The following is a 19,029-nucleotide window of genomic DNA, read 5'->3' on the forward strand; positions in this document are numbered from 1 at the left end:
CCGCCCCGGTGACCGAACTCACCGTACTCGGCAGCTGCGGAGCCTTCCCGAGCCAGGCCGCGCGTGCAGCGGCTTTCCGAGCACCACGAGCACTGCGTGGACGTCTCGAGCCGCGGAACCTGCTGACAGCACGTGAAGCCGCGCGGGATCACCGAGGCGAACGCGAAACCGTTGCTGCTCCACCATTTCTGGTCCGGCAGCGACCGTGCGAATCTGTGCCGCGGAGGCACGTGAGGGCTCTAGCCGCAGTTGGTGCCGGCGACCGGCCGGAGGAAGTCGGTCTTGGCCCACTTGTTGTCGGCGAGCTTCCGGAAGCCGTTCTGCACATCCACCTCGGCGCCGGTCTCGGCGTTCTGGTTGAACTTGCCGACGATGCCGGCGTTCGGGTCCGGCGCATTGCGCACGTTGAGCACGTCGGCCGTCACTGTCACCTTGCAGCCGGTCGAGCCGCCGGTGGCGCCCTCGGACGCACGCTTGTTGACACCCATCACGTAGATGATGCCGATGCCGATCAGCACCACGGCGATGACGACGACTTTCTTCGGCAGGCCCAGAACCACGGCTAGCTCCTCGTCCAGATACAAGAAGGACTTCCGCTAAGGGTAGCCACACCAAGTTCCGCTCCGACAGTCCGCGCAAGGCAAACCACCCGATGAACGACAACGGAAGTTCAACGCGGGGTCACCATCGGTGACGGCGTGGCCCACACACTCGCGTGCTCGGTGACCTCCGCGCGCGCCCCGGTGAGCCGCGTCCCGACGCTCGGATCACGCGGGTCGAACGGCACCGACGACGTCCGCCGCTGGTCGGTCAGCGCCCGGACCAGATGCCCGGCGCTGCCATAACCCGGCACCAGCGTCTTGGTCAGCGACTTGACCTGCCCGAGGCCGCCGACGACATCGACCCGGCTGCGAGCCATGCCGACCACCCGCGCCAGCCACAACACGATCCCGGCGAGGAACCGGGCGAGTAGTTCGACGAAGTAGAACGGCAGCAGCACCAGCCAGATCACGACCGCGACCAGGTAGATCAGCGCTTCCAGCACCTGCGCGGCGAAGCCGACGACGAGCACGGTCACCACCAGCACCGGCGCCATGTACAGCCAGTGCCAGCCGGTGATCTTGCGCTCTTCGCGCTTGGTCTCGCGCTCTTGCTTGCGGCCCGACCGCCGAGTTTTGGCCCGGTCCAGCAGGTTCGCGGTCTCGGGCCCGACGCGGTAGCGGGAGTAGCCCCCGGAGGCGATGTTGAACGGCTGCACCAACCGGTGCCACGGGGTCCAGCGACGCCGCACCGACCAGTACTCGCCCGCCGCATCCTTCACTCGCACGGGCCAACAATACGAAGAAGGGCGCGCCCGCGTCAGCGGTACGCGCCCCTTCCGGGAGAAACTCAGCCGTTGATCTTGCGGGCCAGGTTCTCGTCCAGCGTCCCGAGGAACTCCTCGGTGGTCTGGAACGACTGGTCCTTGCCGACCAGCAGCGCCAGGTCCTTGGTCATCTTGCCGCTCTCGACGGTCTCGACGACGACCTGCTCCAGCTTGTTGGCGAACCCGATCAGCTCGGAGTTGCCGTCCAGCTTGCCGCGGTGCTCGAGGCCCCGGGTCCACGCGAAGATCGACGCGATCGGGTTGGTGGAGGTCGGCTTGCCCTGCTGGTGCTGGCGGTAGTGCCGGGTGACGGTGCCGTGCGCGGCCTCGGCCTCGACGGTCCTGCCGTCCGGGGTGCGCAGCACGGACGTCATCAGGCCCAGCGAACCGAAGCCCTGCGCCACGGTGTCGGACTGGACGTCACCGTCGTAGTTCTTGGCCGCCCAGACGTAGCCGCCTTCCCACTTGAGCGCCGCGGCGACCATGTCGTCGATCAGGCGGTGCTCGTAGGTGAGGCCCTTGGCGTCGAAGTCCGCCTTGAACTCGTTGTCGAAGATCTCCTGGAACACGTCCTTGAACATGCCGTCGTAGGCCTTGAGGATCGTGTTCTTGGTGGAGAGGTACACCGGGAGACCGCGGTCGAGGCCGTACTGCAGCGAGGCGCGGGCGAAGTCCTCGATCGACTTGCGGTAGTTGTACATCCCCATCAGCACGCCGCCGCCCTCGGGGAACTTCGCGATCTCGAACTCGATCGGCTCGGAGCCGTCTTCCGGGGTGAAGGCGATCGTCGCGGTGCCGGGGCCGGGGACCTTGAAGTTGGTCGCCTTGTACTGGTCGCCGTGCGCGTGGCGGCCGATGATGATCGGCTTCGTCCAGCCCGGCACCAGCCGCGGGATGTTGTTGATGACGATCGGCTCGCGGAAGATCACGCCGCCGAGGATGTTGCGGATCGTGCCGTTGGGCGAGAGCCACATCTTCTTCAGACCGAACTCCTCCACCCGCGCCTCGTCCGGCGTGATGGTGGCGCACTTGACGCCGACGCCGTGCTTCTTGATGGCGTTGGCGGCGTCGATCGTGATCTGGTCGTCGGTGCGGTCCCGCTCCTCGATGCCCAGGTCGTAGTACTCCAAGTCGACATCCAGGTACGGATGGATCAACTTGTCCTTGATGAACTGCCAGATGATGCGGGTCATCTCGTCGCCGTCGAGCTCGACGACGGTGCCCTCGACCTTGATCTTGGCCATGAGCAGCGGTGCTCCTCTCGCGGATCCTCGCGTTTCGTTCTCAGCACTGTGGTATGCGGTACAAGCGTACTGCTAGGAACGGTTCAGCGCCCCAAGTGGTGACGAACGACCAGTCTCGCAGTGCGCGACCGTGGCTCAGGTCACCGGGTCGGGCGTAGTTTGCGCATGCAGCCGGAAGACGGAGGGGCGATGCGCTTCGCGATCAAGACCAGGCCCGAGCACACGAGCTGGGCGGAACTGCGCGACGTCTGGGTCGCCGCGGACGACATCGAGCTGTTCGAGTCGGCCTGGAACTGGGACCATTTCTACCCGCTCTCGGGCGACACCCTCGGCGGGGCGAACTTCGAGGGCTGGACGATGCTGGCCGCGCTCGCGCAGGCGACCCGGCGGATCCGGCTGGGCTGTCAGGTGTCGGGGATGATCTACCGGCATCCGGCGGTGCTGGCGAACATGGCCGCGACCATCGACGTCATCGCCGAGGGACGGCTGGAGGTCGGCCTCGGCGCGGGCTGGAACCAGCAGGAGTGCGACGCGTACGGGATCGAACTGCCGCCGCTGCGGGAACGCTTCGACCGGTTCGACGAGGGCGTGCAGGTGATCATCGGACTGCTGTCGCAGGAGCGCACGGACTTCGACGGCAAGTACTACCGGCTCACCGACGCCCGCTGCGAACCGAAACCCGTGCAGCGCCCGCACCCGCCCATCGTGATCGGCGGGCGTGGGCCGAACCGGACCCTGCGGGCGGTGGCGCGCTGGGCGCAGCAGTGGAACGCACTGGTCAGCGGTCCGGCGGATTGGTTGGCACTGAAGGAAATACTGCTCGTCCGCTGCGACGAACTGGGCCGCAACCCGGCGGAAATCGCATGCTCGGTGAACGTGCTCATCGACCCCGAGACGGGGATCGGGCCTGCTGTGGAGAAGGTCGCAGAGTTCCGGGAGGTAGGGGTGGATCTGGTGGCGCTGAATCTGCCGCACCGGTCCGGGGCCGGGATTCTGGAGCCGTTGGCGGAGGCGCTGGCGCCATTGGCTTGAGATTGTGGGCTGCCGTCGCGTTGCTCAGCGACGGTACGTGTTGAGCTGACTGAGGCATCGACGCGGCGCGCGTGAGATGCTGCTTCCATGCCCAAAGCACTGCACTTCACCGGCGATCCCGCGGCCGACAAGCTGCTGAGCTCCGACCCCTTCGCGCTGCTCACCGGGCTCCTGCTCGACCAGCAGTTCCCGATGGAGCACGCGTTCGCCGGGCCGAAGAAGATCGCCGACCGGATGGACGGGTTCAGCATCACCAAGATCGCCGAGACGCCCGTCGACGAGTTCGTGGAGTTGTGTGTACAGCCGCCCGCGATCCACCGCTACGGCGGCTCGATGGCGCGCCGGGTGCACGCGTTGGCGCATTACGTGCTGGAGAACTACGACGGCAAGGCGGACAAGATCTGGAAGTCCGGCAAGCCCGACGGCAAGGAAGTCCTCAAGCGCGTGAAGGCCCTGCCCGGTTACGGCGACCAGAAGGCGCGGATCTTCGTGGCGCTGCTTGGGAAACAACTCGGCGTGACCCCGGAGGGCTGGCGTGAGGCGGCCGGCGCGTACGGCGACGAGGGCTCGCACCGCTCGATCGCGGACGTCACCAGTGCCGAATCGCTCGCCGAGGTCCGCGCGTTCAAGAAGGCCGCGAAGGCCGCCGCCAAGGCGAAATAGCCCGGCGACGGCCGACGGCTTACGTGGTGGCGAAAAGGCCGAGCGTGCTGCCCGGCCGGATTCCTTCGAACGAGGCGTGCCAAATCGAGTAGAACGCCGCCTCCTCGTCGGACCGCAGCGAAAGGCCGTCCGGCAGGTCCGGCGAAACGCGCACGGCGTCCTCGAGCACGTCCTTCGCGCCGGAGCCGTCGCCGAATTGTTCCTTGCCACGACGCAGGATGTCGTCGGGCAGCCAGCCTTCGAACGCGTCGCGCAGCAGCTGCTTCTCGACGCGGCCGGGGCCGAGCATCTTGTGCTCCGGCGGGATCGACAGCGCCAGCTCGATCACGTCGCGGTCGAGGAACGGCACCCGCGCCTCCATCCCGAACGCCATCGTCGTCCGGTCACAGCGCTGCAGATTCAGATGGTGCAGCTCGCCGACCGTGCGCACCAGCTCGGCCTGCAACGCGTCGGGCTCGGTGAACGGCGCTTCGTGGTAGTACGAATAGCCCGCGAACAGCTCGTCCGCGCCCTCCCCGGTCAGCACCGCGTGCACGCGCTTCGCCGCGTACTCGGCCAGGATCAGGTTCGGCACCGCGCTGCGCACCAGCGACGGGTCATAGTGCTCGATCGCCCGCACCGCCTTCGGCAGCGCGGCCACCGCGTCCTCGCGGGTCATCACGATTTCGTGGTGCTCGGTGCCAAGATGCTCGGCCACGACGCGCGCCGCCGTGAGGTCGGAACTGCCCGGCGCGCCGACCGCGAACGTCGGCAGCGGCTGGTCGTGCCGCTTCGCGTACTCCGCGGCCACAGCCGCGACGATCGCCGAATCCAGCCCGCCCGAAAGGAAAACGCCGATCCCGACGTCGCTCATCATCCGGTTCTCGACCGCGGTCACCACGGCCTCGCGCACCGACTTGACCAGCGCCTCGTCCCAAACGCCCGGCTGCTCCGCCCGCCGCGCCGGCCGGACCCGCGCGGGGATCGCGTCGGCGAAGCGGACCAGCCCACCGTTCGGGCTCCAGCAATGCCCTGGCGGGAAGCTTTCCACCAGCGGCCGGTCCGCGGGGTCGAACGCCCGCAGCTCGCTGGCGAACAGCGTCACATCTTCCCGGCGGACCCAGTAAAGCGGTTTCACGCCAAGGGAATCGCGGGCGACGAGGAACTCCCCGTCCGCGGTCATGAACGCCAGCGCGAACATCCCGCGCAGCCGCGCCAGGCCCACCGGGCCGTCGACGATCAACGCGTGCAGCGCCGCCTCGCTGTCCGAGCCCGTCTCGAAGAGCTCGTGCCCGAGGTCCTCGCGAATGTGCCGGTGGTTGTAGATCTCGCCGTTGGCGACGAGATACGTTTTTCCCTCGATGTCGGTCATCGGCTGGCTGCCACCATCGACGTCCATAATGGACAGTCGCTGGTGACCGAGCCAGACATTTCCCCTTCGGATCTCCCCGGTGTCATCGGGCCCTCGATGTTTGATCCGGGCCAACATGTCCTGGCAGAGCTGGACGTCGATTTCGCCGACCGCGGCGACGATTCCACACACGATGCGTGGACACCTCCTTGATCGACGATTGATTTTACTAGTCCGGCCGGAAGTAGGCGGATACGCATCCACAGCCAATCAGCGCGTAGCGACCTGTTTCCGCCGTGGCTGTAGTCGGACCAGTAACGAACAGCACAGTAGTTGCTTTTTCAGCAATTCGCCCGGGTCTCGACGTGGGCATTGGTCACAACTACGCTGATTCCCGCGGAGGTGACGAGCATGCACGCAACCGTGGGAGACCGGATCCGGGTGCACGGCCGCACCGTCGGGTCCGGCGAGCGCGAAGGCAAGATCATCGAGGTACGCGGCAGCGAAGGGCAGCCGCCATACCTGGTCGAGTTCAGCGACGGGCACGAACGGCTCGTTTTTCCCGGCAGCGACTGCGAAGTCGAGCCGCCCCGGCGCTGATTCCGGAAACCAGCGGCGTTACGTGTGAATCGTCACTCCGGTGGCGGGATGACAGCGGGGCAGCCGCCGGTTGAGAGTGGACGTGGGACAGCCAAGGTCGTCCAGACCTGGCTGTCCTTATTCGCGTGCCCACACTTGATCGATTCAGGAAAGGAGAACCGTGCCCATCGCGCTCCTCGCGCTGGCCATCGGTGCGTTCGGAATCGGCACCACCGAGTTCGTCATGATGGGTGTACTCCCCCAGGCCGCGGCCACCTTCGGGGTTTCGATCCCGTCCGCGGGCTACCTCATCACCGGGTATGCGCTCGGCGTCGTCGTCGGTGCCCCGACGCTGACCGCCGTCGCCGTGAAGCTGCCCCGCAAGACCATGTTGCTGGCCATGATGGCCCTGTTCACCTTGGGCAACGTGCTGTTCGCCCTGTCGCCGAACCAGCAGTTCGGCGTGCTCTTCCGCTTTCTCGCCGGCCTCCCGCACGGCGCCTTCTTCGGCGCGGGCGCGGTGGTCGCCTCGAGCCTCGTCGGGCCGGGCAGCCGGGCCAAGGCCGTGTCGATGATGTTCCTCGGACTGACCCTGGCCAACGTGGTGGGCGTGCCGCTGGGTACCCTGCTCGGCCAGCAGGTCGGCTGGCGCGCGACCTTCGGCGTGGTCGCGCTGATCGGGGTGGTCGCGATAGCGGCGATCGCGAAGCTCGTGCCGCACCAGGGCCGCCCGCAAGAGGCGTCGCTGCGCGGTGAACTCAGCGCGTTCCGCCGGCCACAGGTGTGGATGGCGCTGGCGATCGTCACCGTCGGGATGGGCGGGGTGTTCGCGTCGCTGTCCTACGTGACGCCGATGCTGACCGACGTGGCGGGCTACGCGCCGCACAACGTCACGCTGCTGCTGGCGCTGGCCGGGGTCGGCATGACGATCGGCAACCTGCTCGGCGGCAGGCTCGCGGACCGGGCGCTGATGCCGAGTCTGTACGTCGCGCTGTTCGCGCTGGCCGCCGTACTCGCGGTCTTCACGATCACCGCGCACAGCAAGGTCGGCGCGGCGATCACGATCTTCGCGGTCGGGGTGGCCGGATTCATGATCGGCCCGATGATGCAGACGCGGATCATGCAGAAGGCCGGCGGCACCCCGTCGCTGGTCTCGGCCGCGGTGCAGTCGGCGTTCAACGTGGCCAACTCGATCGGCGCCTACCTCGGCGGCCTGGTCATCGCGGGCGGGTTCGGCCTGGTCGCGCCCAACCTGGTCGGCGCGGTGCTGTCGATCCTCGGGCTGTCCATCGCCACCGTGTCCGGCGTGCTGGACCGGCGCGAGGCGCCGATGGTGCTGGCCGAGGCGTGAGTCAGCTGCCGAACGGCCCGTTGCTGATGGTGAAAGCCAAGAACAGCAACAAAACCGCGAGCCCGGTGTAGGTCAGCACGTCCACCGGGCGGCCGCGGACGGCCAGCAGGCCGGCCCGGACGCCCGGCAGGACGGCCCGGAAAACGGCGGCCACGAGCAGCGCCCCGCCGATGATCACCGCACCCTGGCGCCAGTGGTACTGCCAGATCCGGATCCCGGCGATGGCCACCAGCAGCAGCACGATCGCGAACGGCACCTGCTCCAGCAGCGCCGGGCGGCGGCTACCGCGCGGCGAGTGCACGTTCGGCCGCCTCGACGACGTTGGTGACGAGCATCGCCCTGGTCATCGGCCCGACCCCGCCGGGGTTGGGAGAAAGCCAGCCGGCGACCTCCTCGACCCCGGGCGCCACGTCACCGGTCAGCTTGCCGTCGACGTGCGAAACGCCCACGTCCAGCACGGCCGCGCCGGGCTTGACCATGTCCGGGGTGATCACGCCGGGCACCCCGGCGGCGGCCACCACGATGTCGGCGCGGCGCACCTCGGCCGCCAGATCCCGGGTGCCGGTGTGGCACAGGGTCACGGTCGCGTTCTCGCTGCGGCGGGTCAGCAACAGGCCCAGCGTGCGGCCGACGGTGATACCGCGGCCGACGACGGTCACGTTCGCCCCCGCGATCGGCACGTCGTGCCTGCGCAGCAGCTCGACAATGCCGAACGGCGTGCACGGCAGTGGCCCCGGCTGGTTCAGCACGAGCCTGCCAAGGCTGACCGGCGCGAGCCCGTCGGCGTCCTTCTCCGGCGCGATGCGCTCCAGGATCCGGCCGGTGTCCAGCTGCTTCGGCAGCGGGAGCTGCACGATGTAGCCGTGGCAGGCCGGATCCTCGTTCAGCTCGTCGATGACCGCTTCGAGTTTGTCCTGGCTGATGTCGGCCGGCAGATCACGCCGAATGGAATTGACGCCGACCTTCGCGCTGTCCGCGTGCTTCATCCGCACGTAGGAATGGGAGCCCGGATCGTCACCGACCAGCACTGTGCCCAGCCCTGGGGTGACGCCCCGCTCCGCGAGCGCCGCTACCCGCGGCTTCAGCTCGGCGAAGATGGCGTCCTTGGTCGCTTTGCCGTCGAGAACCGTCGCCGTCACAAAGCCCATTCTGACAGAGGCCACTTTGCGTAGTTCAAGTTAGACGCTCTGTACCTCACAGGAGGCATAATTACTGGTCGATGGGCGTAATGGTGCGGGTGGTGTGCATTCGTCAGAGTCACCAGTCAAAATGGTTTGGTGGCCCAAGCGACGACCCAGCTGAACGCAACCGAGCAGGACACTCTGGTCAAGCAGATCGGACTCGCCCTGCTGCGGGCGGCTCCACGGGACTGGCGACGCGTAACCGCCCAGTACCGCGCTGTCGGCCGGTACCACGAGCTGACCGGGGAGGTGCTGAACGAGGACGGCAGCGTCTCCGAATGGATGGCCACGCACGACATCGCGACGCTCTTCGGCAGGCTGCGCGGCGGCATGTACCGCGAAGGGCGCGGCACCTGGTTCAACGCCCGCTACCAGCTTGATCACCCGTCGAGTTACAACCTGGAGTACGACCGCGACGAGCCCCGCTGGGATCTGCAGCCGCCGCCGGTGGCCTACGCGGACGAGCTGCGCATGTTCCCGCGCTCGGAGGAGAACGTCCCGGAGTGGCTGATCCGCCGGATGTCCGGCCTCGGCCCCGAGCAGCCCGGCCCGCGGTTCCGGATCGCCCGGATCTTCGACGGCCAGGGCCCGGACGGCCGTCCGGTGCTCAACCGGCCCGAACTCGACCACGACGACGCCGACCGGATGCTGGAGTACCTGAACTCCGCGCCCGTCGTGCTCTCCGAGCGCGGCCTGGACCTGGACAGGCTGGCCTCCCCGCCGACGCCGAAGGTCCCGGTGGCCTTCCACACCGACGGCACCTGGATCTGGCCCGCCGCGGTGAACTTCTACCTGCAGGACTACGGCATCTCGCCGGAGGCCGAGCTGGTCGCGCACATCCAGTCCACCGGGTTCCGGGTGCCGGAGGTGCCCGAGCAGGTCGTGCAGGCCGCCGGCGCGCACCTGACGCGCGGCAACCAGCCTCCGCCGCGGCGCCCGATGCCGGAGCAGGCGCCGCCGCCGGTCCCGCCGAAGCCCGAGCCCGAACCGGAGCCGGTGGCCGAGGAGACCGAGCTCACCCAGATCGAGGAGCCGGAACCGCATCCGGGCGCGGTGGACGTGGAGCAGCCGACCACGTTCACGCCGATGATCGATTTGGACGACGGCCCGCCGACGATGGTCCAGCCCCCGGTGCCCGCCGAGCCGGAACCGCCGGCCCGGGAGCCGGAGCCCGTGCAGCCCTCGCCTGCCCCGCAGTCCACCCAGCCTTTGCAGTCGTCGCAGCCTTTGCCGTCGTCGCAGTCCGAAGCCGCGCCGGCCACGCGGCTGGTGGCGCCCGAGCCCGCGGCCTCGTCGGCGCGGATGGCGCCGCCGACACCGCCGCCCGCACCGAAGACGGCGGAGCCGGCGATCGAGAGCCTGCGGAACAGGCTGAGCGACCTCGGGGTGCCCGAGTCGCGGTACCGGATCGGCGAGCCCGCCGAGCACGGCTGGAGCGTCGAGCAGGTCGAGTCCGGCTGGCGTGTCGGTTGGTACGACAAGGAACTGAGCAACCCCGCGGTCTTCGGGGACGCTGAGGACGCGGCCGCGTTCATGCTGGGCAAGCTGCTGCTGGACCACCGCGGCCGCGCCGCCGATCTGGGGGCCGACCAGCGGGGCGAGATGGACGTGACGGCCCCGGTGATCGGTGGCCCGAGCGCCGACGTGGTTCGCGAGAACCGCACCGAGATCCCGCGTGAGGCGTGGGCCGAGGGCGGTCACGGCGAGTCCACGCGGGAGAACCTGCGGGAGTCCGGCCGGGAGAACTGGGAGCCGGTACGGGAACCCCGCGCCGACGCCGGCCGCGAAGGCTGGGAAGGCGCCCGCGAGGCCCGTGGTGAAGCTCAGCGCGAGAGCTGGGAAGGCGGCCCTGCGCACGAAGGCCGTCCCGACGCGCCGCGCGAAGGCTGGGAAGGCGGCGCCACTCGCGCCGACGTGGCCCACGAGAACTGGGAGCCCGGCCCGGCCCGCGACCCCCGTGCGGGCGGCCCGCGCGAGGGTTGGGAAGCCCCGGCCCGGGAAGGCGCGCCTCAGCGCGAAAACGCCCGCGAGAACTGGGAAGGCCAGCCCAGGGAGAGCGGCCGCGAAAGCTGGGAAGGCGCGCCTGCGCGCGAGAATCGCGGGGACGCGGCGAATGCCGAGCCGCCCGGTCCGGAGCTACCGGCCCGGCCATCGCCCGAGGCCGCGCGTCCGCTCGCCGACCAACTGGAGGCGACCTCCGTCGACATCGACGGCTCGCCGACCATGCTGGCCGCCCCGGTGCCGCCGCCCGCGGCACGTCGTGAGCCGCCCGTCGCGCCGCCTCGTCGTGAACCGGCGCGCGCGGCAGCGGCTCCGGCCGCGGCAGCACAACAGAACAACGGCGGTGGCGCCGGTGGACAGCAGTGGCCGGTCGAGCCGATGCCCGGCGAACCGCCGCTGACGTTGTTCCGTGGCAAGGAAATGCGCGAGCTTCCGGCAGGCAGCGAGCTGGACCGTTTCGGCAACCCGAACGGAAACCTGACCTACGCGGCGGGCACCCCGTTCGAGGAGCGTTCGCTCGTGCCGGAGTGGGTCAGCCGCCCGTACCACGTGTACCGGGTGCAGCGGCCGCTGGAAGCGCTGGCCGGCGTTGCCATCCCGTGGTTCAACCAGCCCGGCGGCGGCGCCGCGTACCTGCTGCCCGCCTCCATCGAGGAGCTCGTCGCCGAGGGCGATCTCATCGAACTGGACCCGGGCGAACCGCCTATCGACTGAGCAGCAAAGAAAAGGAGCGGCGTCCCACCCGGGGCGCCGCTCTTTCGGTTTACGACACGACAAGCCCGTGCGCCCCCGCGTACGCCAGCGCGGTTTCCACGTCCACCCGGGCGCCACGCAGTTTCGCCTGTACCAACCCGTTCGCGTCCAGCTTCGCGCCACGGAGGTCCGCTTCGGCAAGCTCCGCGCCCAGCAGTCGGGCACCGCGCAGATCGGTGTCACGCAACTCGGCGCCCGTCAGGTTCGCCTCGGTGAGATTGGCTTCCCGGAACCGCAGCCCGGACAGGTCCACCTTGCGCAGGTTCGCGCGGCTCAGGCTGACGAGCGAGAAGTCCGTGTCGCGCACCGTGATCGCGCGCAGTCCACAGTCCACAAAGGACGAGCCGAGGAGCGAACAGCCCCGCCAGGTCGCGTCCGCGAGCACGGTCCGTTCGAAAACGCAGGACCTGAACGCGGAGTTCTCGTGCCGGGAGTTGCCCAGATCGGCGCGCGTGAAATCGCATTCGTCGAAGGTGCAGGCCTGGCTGAGCAGCCCGCGCAGATCCGCCTCGGTGAAATCGCACCGGACGAACCGCCGTTTTTCCCAGTGTGCCTTGGCCAGCACGGCTTCCCGGTAGTCCTCGCCGATTTCCGCGTCTTCCATACCTTGAGCCTGTCACATCACCGGAAGTCTCTGGACTTCGACGGCACCCGCATCGACAGGTGCTGCAACCGGTCCGCGAGCAGGCTCACCACCCCGTCCGCACGTTCCACCACGCCGCGGACCAGCAACGCCGGACTCCCCCTGGCGACGCGGTGATAGCGATGCCACAGCCCGGCCGTGCAGATGACGTTGACCATCCCGGTCTCGTCCTCGATGTTGAGGAACGTGATCCCGCCCGCCGTCGCCGGCCGCTGCCGGTGGGTGACCGCACCACCGATCAGCACCCGTTTGCCGTCCGCCATGTCGAGCAGTTTCGCGGCGGGCACCACCCCGAGCGCGTCGAGCCGCTCGCGGATGAACTGCGTCGGGAAGCTGTCCGGGGACAGCCCCGTGGCCCACACGTCGGCGACCGCGAGGTCGATCTCGTCCATCCCGGGCAGGGCCGGCGCGTCGGCGCCGACCACGCTGCCGGGTAGTTTCTCCGGCCGTTCCTCGGCCACCGCCCCGGCCGCCCACAACGCGCGCCGCCGATCCCCGCCGACGTCCGGGAAGCAGCCGAAGGCACCCGCCGTGGCCAGCGCCTCGACCTGCGGCCTGGTCAGCCGCACCCGCCGCGCCACGTCCGCCATGTCCCGGAACGAACCGCCCGAATCCCGTTCCGCCACCAGGTTTTCGGCCAGGCTCTGCCCGATCAGCCGCACGTCGGCCAGCCCGATCCGGACCGCGAACTCGGCCCCCGCCTTTTCCAGCGTGGCGTGCGGGAGGCTGGCGTTGACGTCCGGGCCGCGCACCGTCACCCCGTGCCGCCGGGCGTCGGCGACCAGTGACTGCGGCGAGTAGAACCCCATCGGCTGGGCCCGCAACAGCCCCGCGCAGAACGCGTCCGGGTGGTAGTACTTGAGATAGGCGCTGGCGAACACCAGGTACGCGAAGCTCAGCGCGTGGCTTTCCGGGAACCCGAAGTTCGCGAACGCCAGCATCTTCTGGTAGATCCGCCCGGCCAGCTCCTCGCCGATTCCGTTGGCAGCGCAGCCTTCGTAGAACCTTTTCCGCAGCCGCTCCATTTTCTTCGTTGACCTTTTCGAGCCCATCGCGTGCCGCAGCTCGTCCGCCTCGGCGGCGGTGAAGTTCGCGACGTCGAGCGCGATCTGCATCATCTGTTCCTGGAACAGCGGCACGCCCTCGGTCTTGCTCAAGGCCCTTTTCAGCAGCGGGTGGTCGTACTCCCATTTCTCCTGCCCGTTCTTACGGCGGATGTAGGGATGCACCGAACCGCCCTGGATGGGCCCCGGCCGGATCAGCGCCACCTCGATCGCGAGGTCGTAGAACTTTCTCGGCTTCAGCCGCGGCAGGGTGGCCAGCTGCGCCCGGCTCTCCACCTGGAAGACGCCGATCGCGTCGGCCCGGCACAGCATGTCGTAGATCTTCCGGTCGCCGAGGTCCAAATCGGACAGATCGATCTCGATGTCCTTGTACTCGCGGACCAGGTCGATCATGTAGTGCAGCGCGGAAAGCATGCCCAGCCCGAGCAGGTCGAACTTGACCAGCCCCACCGAAGCGCAGTCGTCCTTCTCCCACTGCAGCACGCTGCGGTTCTCCATCCGGGCCCATTCGATCGGGCAGACCTCGCTCACCGGCCGGTCGCAGATCACCATCCCGCCGGAGTGGATGCCGAGGTGGCGCGGGAAGTCCTCGAGCGCGGTGGCCAGCCTGCGCACCGGCTCGGGGATGTCGTGGTCATGATCGCTCCTGGTGACCTCCAGCGGACCCCACCGGTCGATCTGCTTGCTCCACGCGTCCTGCTGTCCCGGCGAAAACCCGAGCGCCCGCGCCGCGTCCCGGACCGCGGACTTGGGCCGGTAGGTGATCACGTTCGCCACCTGCGCGGTGCGAAGGCGCCCGTATTTGCCGTAAACGTACTGGATCGCCTCCTCGCGGCGATCGGATTCGATGTCCAGGTCGATGTCGGGATAGCCGTCCCTGTCCGGCGCCAGGAACCGTTCGAACAGCAGTTTCCAGCGCACCGAATCCACCTTGGTGATGCCCAGCGCGTAACAGACCGCGGAATTGGCGGCCGAGCCCCGGCCCTGGCACAGGATGTCGCTGCGCCGGCAGAACTCCACGATGTCCCAGACGATGAGGAAGTACCCGGGGAACCCGAGCTTCTCGATGATCTCCAGCTCGTGCTCGATCTGTTGGTACGCCTGCTCGTTCTCCTCCCGCGGCCCGTATTTCTCCAGCGCGCCTTCGCGGACCTTCTCCCGGAGGAAACTCGCCTCGTCGTGCCGCTCGCCGACGTCGAACGGCGGCAGGCGCGGGGCCACCAGTTTCAGGTCGAAGGCGCAGGCCAGGCCCAGCGCGGCGGCGCGCTGCACCGCACCGGGGTAGTCCGCGAAGCGGGCCGCCATCTGCTCGCCGGAGTGCAGGAACGCCATCCCCGCCCCGGGCAGCCAGCCCTCCATCTCGTCGAGCCCGCGCCGCGCGCGGATCGCGGCCATCGCCCCGGCGAGCCTGTCCCGCTCCGGGATCGCGTAGTGCACCGCGTTGGTCGCCACCGTGAGCAGTCCGTGCCGTTCGGCCAGCTCGGCGAGTTCGTCGTTGTACTCGCTGTCCTCGGGGGCGCCGTGATCGATCAGCTCGACGAAAACGCTTTCCTCGCCGAACAGTCCGACCAGGCGCCGCAGCTCGCGGGCCGCCCCGTCCGGCCCCTCGCGCAGCAGCGCCTGGCGTACCGCGCCCTTGCGGCAGCCGGTGAGCACCACGACGTTGCCCCGCACCTCGGCGGCGACGGTCTCCAGGTCGTACACCGGGCGGCCCTTCTCCGCCTGTTGTTCCCGCGGCAGCACCTCGTCGTGCCCGCGCAACTGGCCCGCGGTGATCGCCCGGCAGAGCGCCGCGTACCCCTCCTCCCGTTTGGCCAGCAGCAACAGGTGCTGACCCTCGGGGTCGGCTATTCCGTTCTGTGGCCCGGAAAGCCCGAAGCTCAGCTCGGTGCCGTACACCGTGCGGACCCCCAGCTCCCTGGCCGCGTCGGCGAACCGCACCACCCCGTACATCCCGTCGTGGTCGGTGAGCGCGATGGCGTCCAGCTCCAGCCGCGCCGCCTCCTCCACCAGCTCCTCCGGATCGCTCGCGCCGTCCAGGAAGCTGAAGTTGGAATGGCAGTGCAGCTCGGCGTAGGGCACCCGGCTGCCGCCACCGGAGAGATCGTCCCCGCGCAGCGTCAGGAAATCCGCCGGGCGCAGGTAACCCTCCCGTTTGCGGCTCCACGCCGGGCTGTCCCCGCCGTCGGCGGGCACCGGTTCGCCGGAAAGCGTGCGTTCCAGCCGGCGCCAGGGGACGGCGGGGTTGTGGAAACCCATCGGCTACTCCGAAGGCATTCTGGGGAACGGGATCCACGGCGCCGGCGGCTCCGGGTCCAGCCCCGCGGCCGGCTGCGGGATCCCGGGCTCGGCCCGCCGCAGCCACTGCCGGATGCTGCGCAGGTAGTCCTCGTCCATCAGTCGTACACTCCTTCAACTGTCCATTGTGGATTTTTCTGGCCGGTGAGCGTGAGCAGCATCGCCACCTCGGGCTCCCCGGCCAGCAGTACCTGGATCCGCGTGCACGCACGCGATTCCCCCCATCGGCCGCTGACCTGCCACGGCCCGGCCCAGCCCAGAACTTGTTGTGGCGCGGCGCCGTTGACGCTCACCTCGTGCGGCGGCGCGGTGAGCCGGCGCTGCCGGGTGGTCTCCACCGCCGCGCCCGTGGCATCCAGCACTCGCGCCGGCAGCGCCTCGGCGAACACCGTGGCCGGGGACGGCGCGGGGAGCCGCCCCGGCCACGGCATCTCCGGCGGGGAGTGCACGGCACGGTCGTCGCCCCACGGCACCAACCGCACCCGCTCCGCCGGACCGCGCCCGCCATCGAGCACCGCGGTGAAGACTCTGTCCGGGCCGAGTAGTCCCTGTACCCGCACCAGCGCCCGGCCCGCCTTTTCCGTGGCCAGCTCGTTCTCCTCGCCGAGCCCGCGCACCCCGCCCCGCCACAGGCCGAGCTGCAGCGAGCTGCCGGCGACGGTCTCCTCCGGCTCGAGCCGCAGCCTGCTGACCCCGGACGTCGGCCTGTCGTCCGGCCGCGCCCGCAGCCAGCCCTCGAACTGCCAGCGCACCCTGTCGGCGATTCCTTGCGGGGTAAGGGGTTCCGCGCACCGCCAGACCCGGGACAGCTCCTCGCCCTGCTCGGTGACGGCGTGGATGCCCAGCCGGGTGCAGGCCAGCCCGTGCGCGGCGAGCCCGGCGTGGAACCGCCCGGCCAGCGTCCGCGCCATGAAGGCGGCGGCATCCACCCGCTCCAGCGGCGGGTCGAACTCCTTGCTCACGGTCAGTTCCGGTGGTGGACGGCGCCGGTGCGGCGGACGCTCCGAGCGGCCACGCGCCAGCCGGTGCGCGAGCAGCCCGGCACTGCCGAAGCGGGAGACCACATCCCGCCCGGTCAGCTCCGCGAACGCGCCCAGCGTGCACAAACCCAGGCGCCGCAACAGATCCACCAGCTCGGCGCGGTCGGTGTCGGGCTGGTCGAGCTCGGTGATGTGCAGCGGGGCAAGGAACTCCGCGGCCGCGCCGGCGTCCACCAGCACCGAGCGATGCGCGGCCAGAGTCGCGGCGAACAACCCGTCGGCGACGCCGATCTGGCACTCCACTCCGGCCCGGGTCGCCACCTGGTCGATGAGCAGCTCGGCCAGCCGCGGCTCGCCGCCGAAGTAGCCGGCGGCACCGGTGACCGGCACCGCGACCAACCCCGGCCGCACCACCTCGACCCCGACGATCAGCTCCTCCACCGCCGCCGCGACCGGCTCGAACAGCCGCGCGTCCCGCCCTTCGTCGGTGCCGAACACCACCAGCTCGGGGCAGCGGGCTTGCGCGTCCCGGCGGCGCATGCCACGCCGGACCCCGGCGGTACGGGCGGTGACGGAACAGGCCACGACCCGATTGGCGGAGAACACCGCGGCAGGCGGATGCGCGGGCACCCCGGCCGCCATCGCCGCCGCGACCGCCTGCCAGTCCGGGCACCACAGCACCAGCATGCGCACGGGCACGTCGTTCATCCGACCTCCTCGAGGCCGGGAGCCGGGGCCGGGCGGGCGACCGCTCCCGCCGGCCCCGGCAGCATCAGGTCCGCGAACCGCGAGCGCGCGGCCGCGCCCCGGCCCGCGATCCGCACTTCGTAGCTTCGTTCCCGCAACCGCCCCGGCCCGGCCCGCAGCCCTGTCCACCGGCCGCGCGCGCAGTTCAGCTCGACCTCGGCGCCCGGCCAGGGACCAAGGGACAGCAACACCGCACCGCGGTGGCGGGCGCGGGCGGAGAGGCGCCGCGCCACCGCGGGCGTGCTGCCTGCGGGGGTGACCGCGACGAGGTCCATCCCGTCGAGGAGGGCCGCCGTCACGGAGGCGAACTCGACACCCGGCTTGGGCACCAGCGCGAGGCGGCTCACCTCCACCCCGTACTCCCCGGCGGCGACGACGCCGAGGTGCGGCAGGCCCACCGCGGCGGCCCACGATCCGGCCGCGGTGGCTTCGGCGAGCAGGGCGAGCAGCAGGGAGGTGGACCCACGGACGGCGATCGTGCTGCCCCGGCGCAAACCTCCGGCAGGCAGGAGCTCCCGCAGCTCGGGCCGGACCGGCAGCAGCCGCCCGGTCGCCTCCGCGTGCCGCGCGGCCGCGGCGACCCCACTCGCTGTGCTCACCCCGGGCAGGGCGGCGAGCTTCGCGACCGGTGCTTCGACCGTCACCACGGACCCTCCCCATGACGATGAACGCCCTGCTCAAGGACGTGCAATCACCGCGGGGAAGGCGATGAGTCGAACGAATGTTCGACTCATCCAGTCTGCCTCGAAGGCGCCGGAGGTGTCAAGCCGCGTCGCGCACTCGATAGTGGAGATAGACGACACCGCTGGAAAAACTGTGCTCTGCCAACAGGTTCAGCCCGAAGCGAACGCCATCCGGGAGCGCCGGTTTCCCGCCACCCACGGCCATCGGAACGAGCAACAGGCCGCATTCGTCGACCAGCCCCGCGGCCATCGCCTGCCCGGCAAGTTCGGCGCCACCGACCGAGATGTCGTGGTCCGAGGATTCCTTGAGCCGCTTGATCTCCGCAGGATCGAACTCGCGCTCGATCCGCGTCCGCGCACTGGACACCGTCTCGAGTTTCCGCGAGTACACGACCTTTTCGGCCGCCCGCCAGATCTCCGCGAAGTCCCGGGCCACCGCGGACTCGTCATCGGAGACGGTTTCCCAGTACACCATCGTTTCGTACATCCGGCGCCCGTAAAGGTAAGTGCCGATCGGCCGTTCGAGGTCGTTGACGAAGGCGTGCACCTCCTCGTCGGGGGCGGCCCACTCGAACCCGCCGCGCTCGTCCTCGACATACCCGTCCAGGGACGCGATGGCGGAGTAGATCAGTTTTGCCACGTCAGGCCTCCGTCGTGATATGTTCGATGGTAGTCGAACACTTAGGGAGAGGTGCCCCCGCAATGCCCATCGTCCGCATCGACCTCAGCGACCGGCGCTCCCCCGGGCAACGCCGGGCGATCTCCGACGCCGTGCACGAGGCGTTCGTCGAATCCGTCGGGATCCCCCGGGGCGACCGCTTCCACCTCGTCACCACCCATCCCGCCGCGGAGATCATCGCCGATCCCGGGTACCTGGACATCGCCCGCGAGGACGTCGTCTACATCCAGGTGACCTTCGTACGCGGGCGCAGCGCCGAACTCAAGCAGAAGTTCTTCCGCGCGGTCGCCGACCACCTCGAACGCGTCGGCGTCCGCCGACAGGACGTCGCGATCGTGCTCACCGAAAACACCGTCGCCGACTACTCCTGGGGCAACGGCGAAGCCCAGCTGCTGAACCTGGGCCCCGTGCCCGGCACGGAGCCGGCCGCATGAC

Annotated in this window: 18 protein-coding genes; 6 read left to right on the forward strand and 12 right to left on the reverse strand. The window is 69.7% G+C overall.

The genetic code is table 11. From position 1 onward, the window contains the following. Positions 1 to 239 precede the first annotated feature (239 nt). The 3 genes from VHD82_RS33510 to VHD82_RS33520 form a co-directional block, all read right to left on the reverse strand. Positions 240 to 584, reverse strand: coding sequence for an SH3 domain-containing protein (locus VHD82_RS33510; protein WP_325713002.1), 345 nt, complete (start codon positions 582 to 584; stop codon positions 240 to 242). 86 nt (positions 585 to 670) lie between these two features. Continuing rightward, positions 671 to 1,327, reverse strand: coding sequence for a hypothetical protein (locus VHD82_RS33515; RefSeq protein ID WP_325713004.1), 657 nt, complete (start codon positions 1,325 to 1,327; stop codon positions 671 to 673). A 62-nt stretch (positions 1,328 to 1,389) separates the two neighbouring features. Beyond that, entirely contained in the window at positions 1,390 to 2,610 is a 1,221-nt protein-coding gene (locus VHD82_RS33520) for an NADP-dependent isocitrate dehydrogenase (protein WP_325713006.1), read from the reverse strand. A gap of 189 nt (positions 2,611 to 2,799) precedes the next feature. Between VHD82_RS33520 and VHD82_RS33525 the strand changes: the two genes are divergently transcribed. Continuing rightward, complete coding sequence (locus tag VHD82_RS33525) at positions 2,800 to 3,642, forward strand: TIGR03560 family F420-dependent LLM class oxidoreductase (protein ID WP_325713008.1); 843 nt, start codon at positions 2,800 to 2,802, stop codon at positions 3,640 to 3,642. 87 nt (positions 3,643 to 3,729) lie between these two features. Next, positions 3,730 to 4,305, forward strand: coding sequence for an HhH-GPD-type base excision DNA repair protein (locus VHD82_RS33530; protein WP_325713010.1), 576 nt, complete (start codon positions 3,730 to 3,732; stop codon positions 4,303 to 4,305). Between the two features lie 19 nt (positions 4,306 to 4,324). Here the strand turns inward: VHD82_RS33530 and asnB are convergent, their stop codons facing one another. Then, positions 4,325 to 5,827, reverse strand: coding sequence for an asparagine synthase (glutamine-hydrolyzing) (gene asnB / locus VHD82_RS33535; RefSeq protein ID WP_325713012.1), 1,503 nt, complete (start codon positions 5,825 to 5,827; stop codon positions 4,325 to 4,327). Positions 5,828 to 6,046: 219 nt separating this feature from the next. Between asnB and VHD82_RS33540 the strand changes: the two genes are divergently transcribed. Both VHD82_RS33540 and VHD82_RS33545 read left to right on the forward strand, forming a co-directional pair. Then, positions 6,047 to 6,235: a DUF1918 domain-containing protein gene (locus VHD82_RS33540; protein WP_325713014.1), complete on the forward strand. Its 189-nt coding sequence runs from the start codon at positions 6,047 to 6,049 to the stop codon at positions 6,233 to 6,235. Between the two features lie 160 nt (positions 6,236 to 6,395). Next, the gene (locus VHD82_RS33545) at positions 6,396 to 7,565 is read left to right on the forward strand and encodes an MFS transporter (protein ID WP_325713017.1); all 1,170 of its coding nucleotides are present in this window, start codon (positions 6,396 to 6,398) and stop codon (positions 7,563 to 7,565) included. 1 nt (position 7,566) lies between these two features. Here the strand turns inward: VHD82_RS33545 and VHD82_RS33550 are convergent, their stop codons facing one another. After that, on the reverse strand, positions 7,567 to 7,866 hold the full coding sequence (locus VHD82_RS33550) for a DUF3017 domain-containing protein (protein WP_325713019.1): 300 nt from the start codon (positions 7,864 to 7,866) through the stop codon (positions 7,567 to 7,569). Further along, the gene (locus VHD82_RS33555) at positions 7,847 to 8,704 is read right to left on the reverse strand and encodes a bifunctional methylenetetrahydrofolate dehydrogenase/methenyltetrahydrofolate cyclohydrolase (RefSeq protein ID WP_414637614.1); all 858 of its coding nucleotides are present in this window, start codon (positions 8,702 to 8,704) and stop codon (positions 7,847 to 7,849) included. Before VHD82_RS33555 ends, VHD82_RS33550 begins: the two co-directional genes overlap by 20 nt. Positions 8,705 to 8,842: 138 nt before the next feature. Between VHD82_RS33555 and VHD82_RS33560 the strand changes: the two genes are divergently transcribed. Continuing rightward, complete coding sequence (locus VHD82_RS33560) at positions 8,843 to 11,461, forward strand: glycohydrolase toxin TNT-related protein (RefSeq protein ID WP_325713021.1); 2,619 nt, start codon at positions 8,843 to 8,845, stop codon at positions 11,459 to 11,461. Between the two features lie 49 nt (positions 11,462 to 11,510). Here VHD82_RS33560 and VHD82_RS33565 read toward each other — a convergent pair whose 3' ends face one another. From VHD82_RS33565 to VHD82_RS33590, 6 genes are all read right to left on the reverse strand, one after another. Further along, positions 11,511 to 12,104, reverse strand: a complete 594-nt coding sequence (locus tag VHD82_RS33565) for a pentapeptide repeat-containing protein (RefSeq protein WP_325713023.1) — start codon at positions 12,102 to 12,104, stop codon at positions 11,511 to 11,513. Positions 12,105 to 12,121: 17 nt separating this feature from the next. Further along, positions 12,122 to 15,466: an error-prone DNA polymerase gene (locus tag VHD82_RS33570; protein ID WP_325713025.1), complete on the reverse strand. Its 3,345-nt coding sequence runs from the start codon at positions 15,464 to 15,466 to the stop codon at positions 12,122 to 12,124. Positions 15,467 to 15,469: 3 nt separating this feature from the next. Then, positions 15,470 to 15,604 (reverse strand): hypothetical protein, encoded by a 135-nt coding sequence (locus VHD82_RS33575; RefSeq protein ID WP_325713027.1) that lies wholly within the window; start codon positions 15,602 to 15,604, stop codon positions 15,470 to 15,472. Further along, positions 15,604 to 17,172: a DNA polymerase Y family protein gene (locus VHD82_RS33580; protein WP_414637619.1), complete on the reverse strand. Its 1,569-nt coding sequence runs from the start codon at positions 17,170 to 17,172 to the stop codon at positions 15,604 to 15,606. Before VHD82_RS33580 ends, VHD82_RS33575 begins: the two co-directional genes overlap by 1 nt. Before the next feature lie 17 nt (positions 17,173 to 17,189). Beyond that, complete coding sequence (locus tag VHD82_RS33585; RefSeq protein WP_414637615.1) at positions 17,190 to 17,879, reverse strand: hypothetical protein; 690 nt, start codon at positions 17,877 to 17,879, stop codon at positions 17,190 to 17,192. A gap of 115 nt (positions 17,880 to 17,994) precedes the next feature. Then, positions 17,995 to 18,555, reverse strand: coding sequence for a dihydrofolate reductase family protein (locus VHD82_RS33590; RefSeq protein WP_325713033.1), 561 nt, complete (start codon positions 18,553 to 18,555; stop codon positions 17,995 to 17,997). A gap of 62 nt (positions 18,556 to 18,617) precedes the next feature. Here VHD82_RS33590 and VHD82_RS33595 point away from each other — a divergent pair, with 62 nt between their 5' ends. Next, positions 18,618 to 19,028: a tautomerase family protein gene (locus VHD82_RS33595; protein ID WP_325713035.1), complete on the forward strand. Its 411-nt coding sequence runs from the start codon at positions 18,618 to 18,620 to the stop codon at positions 19,026 to 19,028. Position 19,029 lies beyond the last annotated feature (1 nt).

The organism is Amycolatopsis sp., assembly GCF_035546795.1.
Taxonomy (GTDB): domain Bacteria; phylum Actinomycetota; class Actinomycetes; order Mycobacteriales; family Pseudonocardiaceae; genus Amycolatopsis_E.

Bases quoted from the DNA above. Each gene is read 5' to 3' on its own strand.
- VHD82_RS33565 (WP_325713023.1), bottom strand. From the start codon at position 12,104: ATGGAAGACGCGGAAATCGGCGAGGACTACCGGGAAGCCGTGCTGGCC.
- VHD82_RS33525 (WP_325713008.1), top strand. From the start codon at position 2,800: ATGCGCTTCGCGATCAAGACCAGGCCCGAGCACACGAGCTGGGCGGAA.
- VHD82_RS33530 (WP_325713010.1), top strand. From the start codon at position 3,730: ATGCCCAAAGCACTGCACTTCACCGGCGATCCCGCGGCCGACAAGCTG.
- VHD82_RS33520 (WP_325713006.1), bottom strand. From the start codon at position 2,610: ATGGCCAAGATCAAGGTCGAGGGCACCGTCGTCGAGCTCGACGGCGAC.
- VHD82_RS33540 (WP_325713014.1), top strand. From the start codon at position 6,047: ATGCACGCAACCGTGGGAGACCGGATCCGGGTGCACGGCCGCACCGTC.
- VHD82_RS33575 (WP_325713027.1), bottom strand. From the start codon at position 15,604: ATGGACGAGGACTACCTGCGCAGCATCCGGCAGTGGCTGCGGCGGGCC.
- VHD82_RS33580 (WP_414637619.1), bottom strand. From the start codon at position 17,172: ATGCTGGTGCTGTGGTGCCCGGACTGGCAGGCGGTCGCGGCGGCGATG.
- VHD82_RS33595 (WP_325713035.1), top strand. From the start codon at position 18,618: ATGCCCATCGTCCGCATCGACCTCAGCGACCGGCGCTCCCCCGGGCAA.
- VHD82_RS33570 (WP_325713025.1), bottom strand. From the start codon at position 15,466: ATGGGTTTCCACAACCCCGCCGTCCCCTGGCGCCGGCTGGAACGCACG.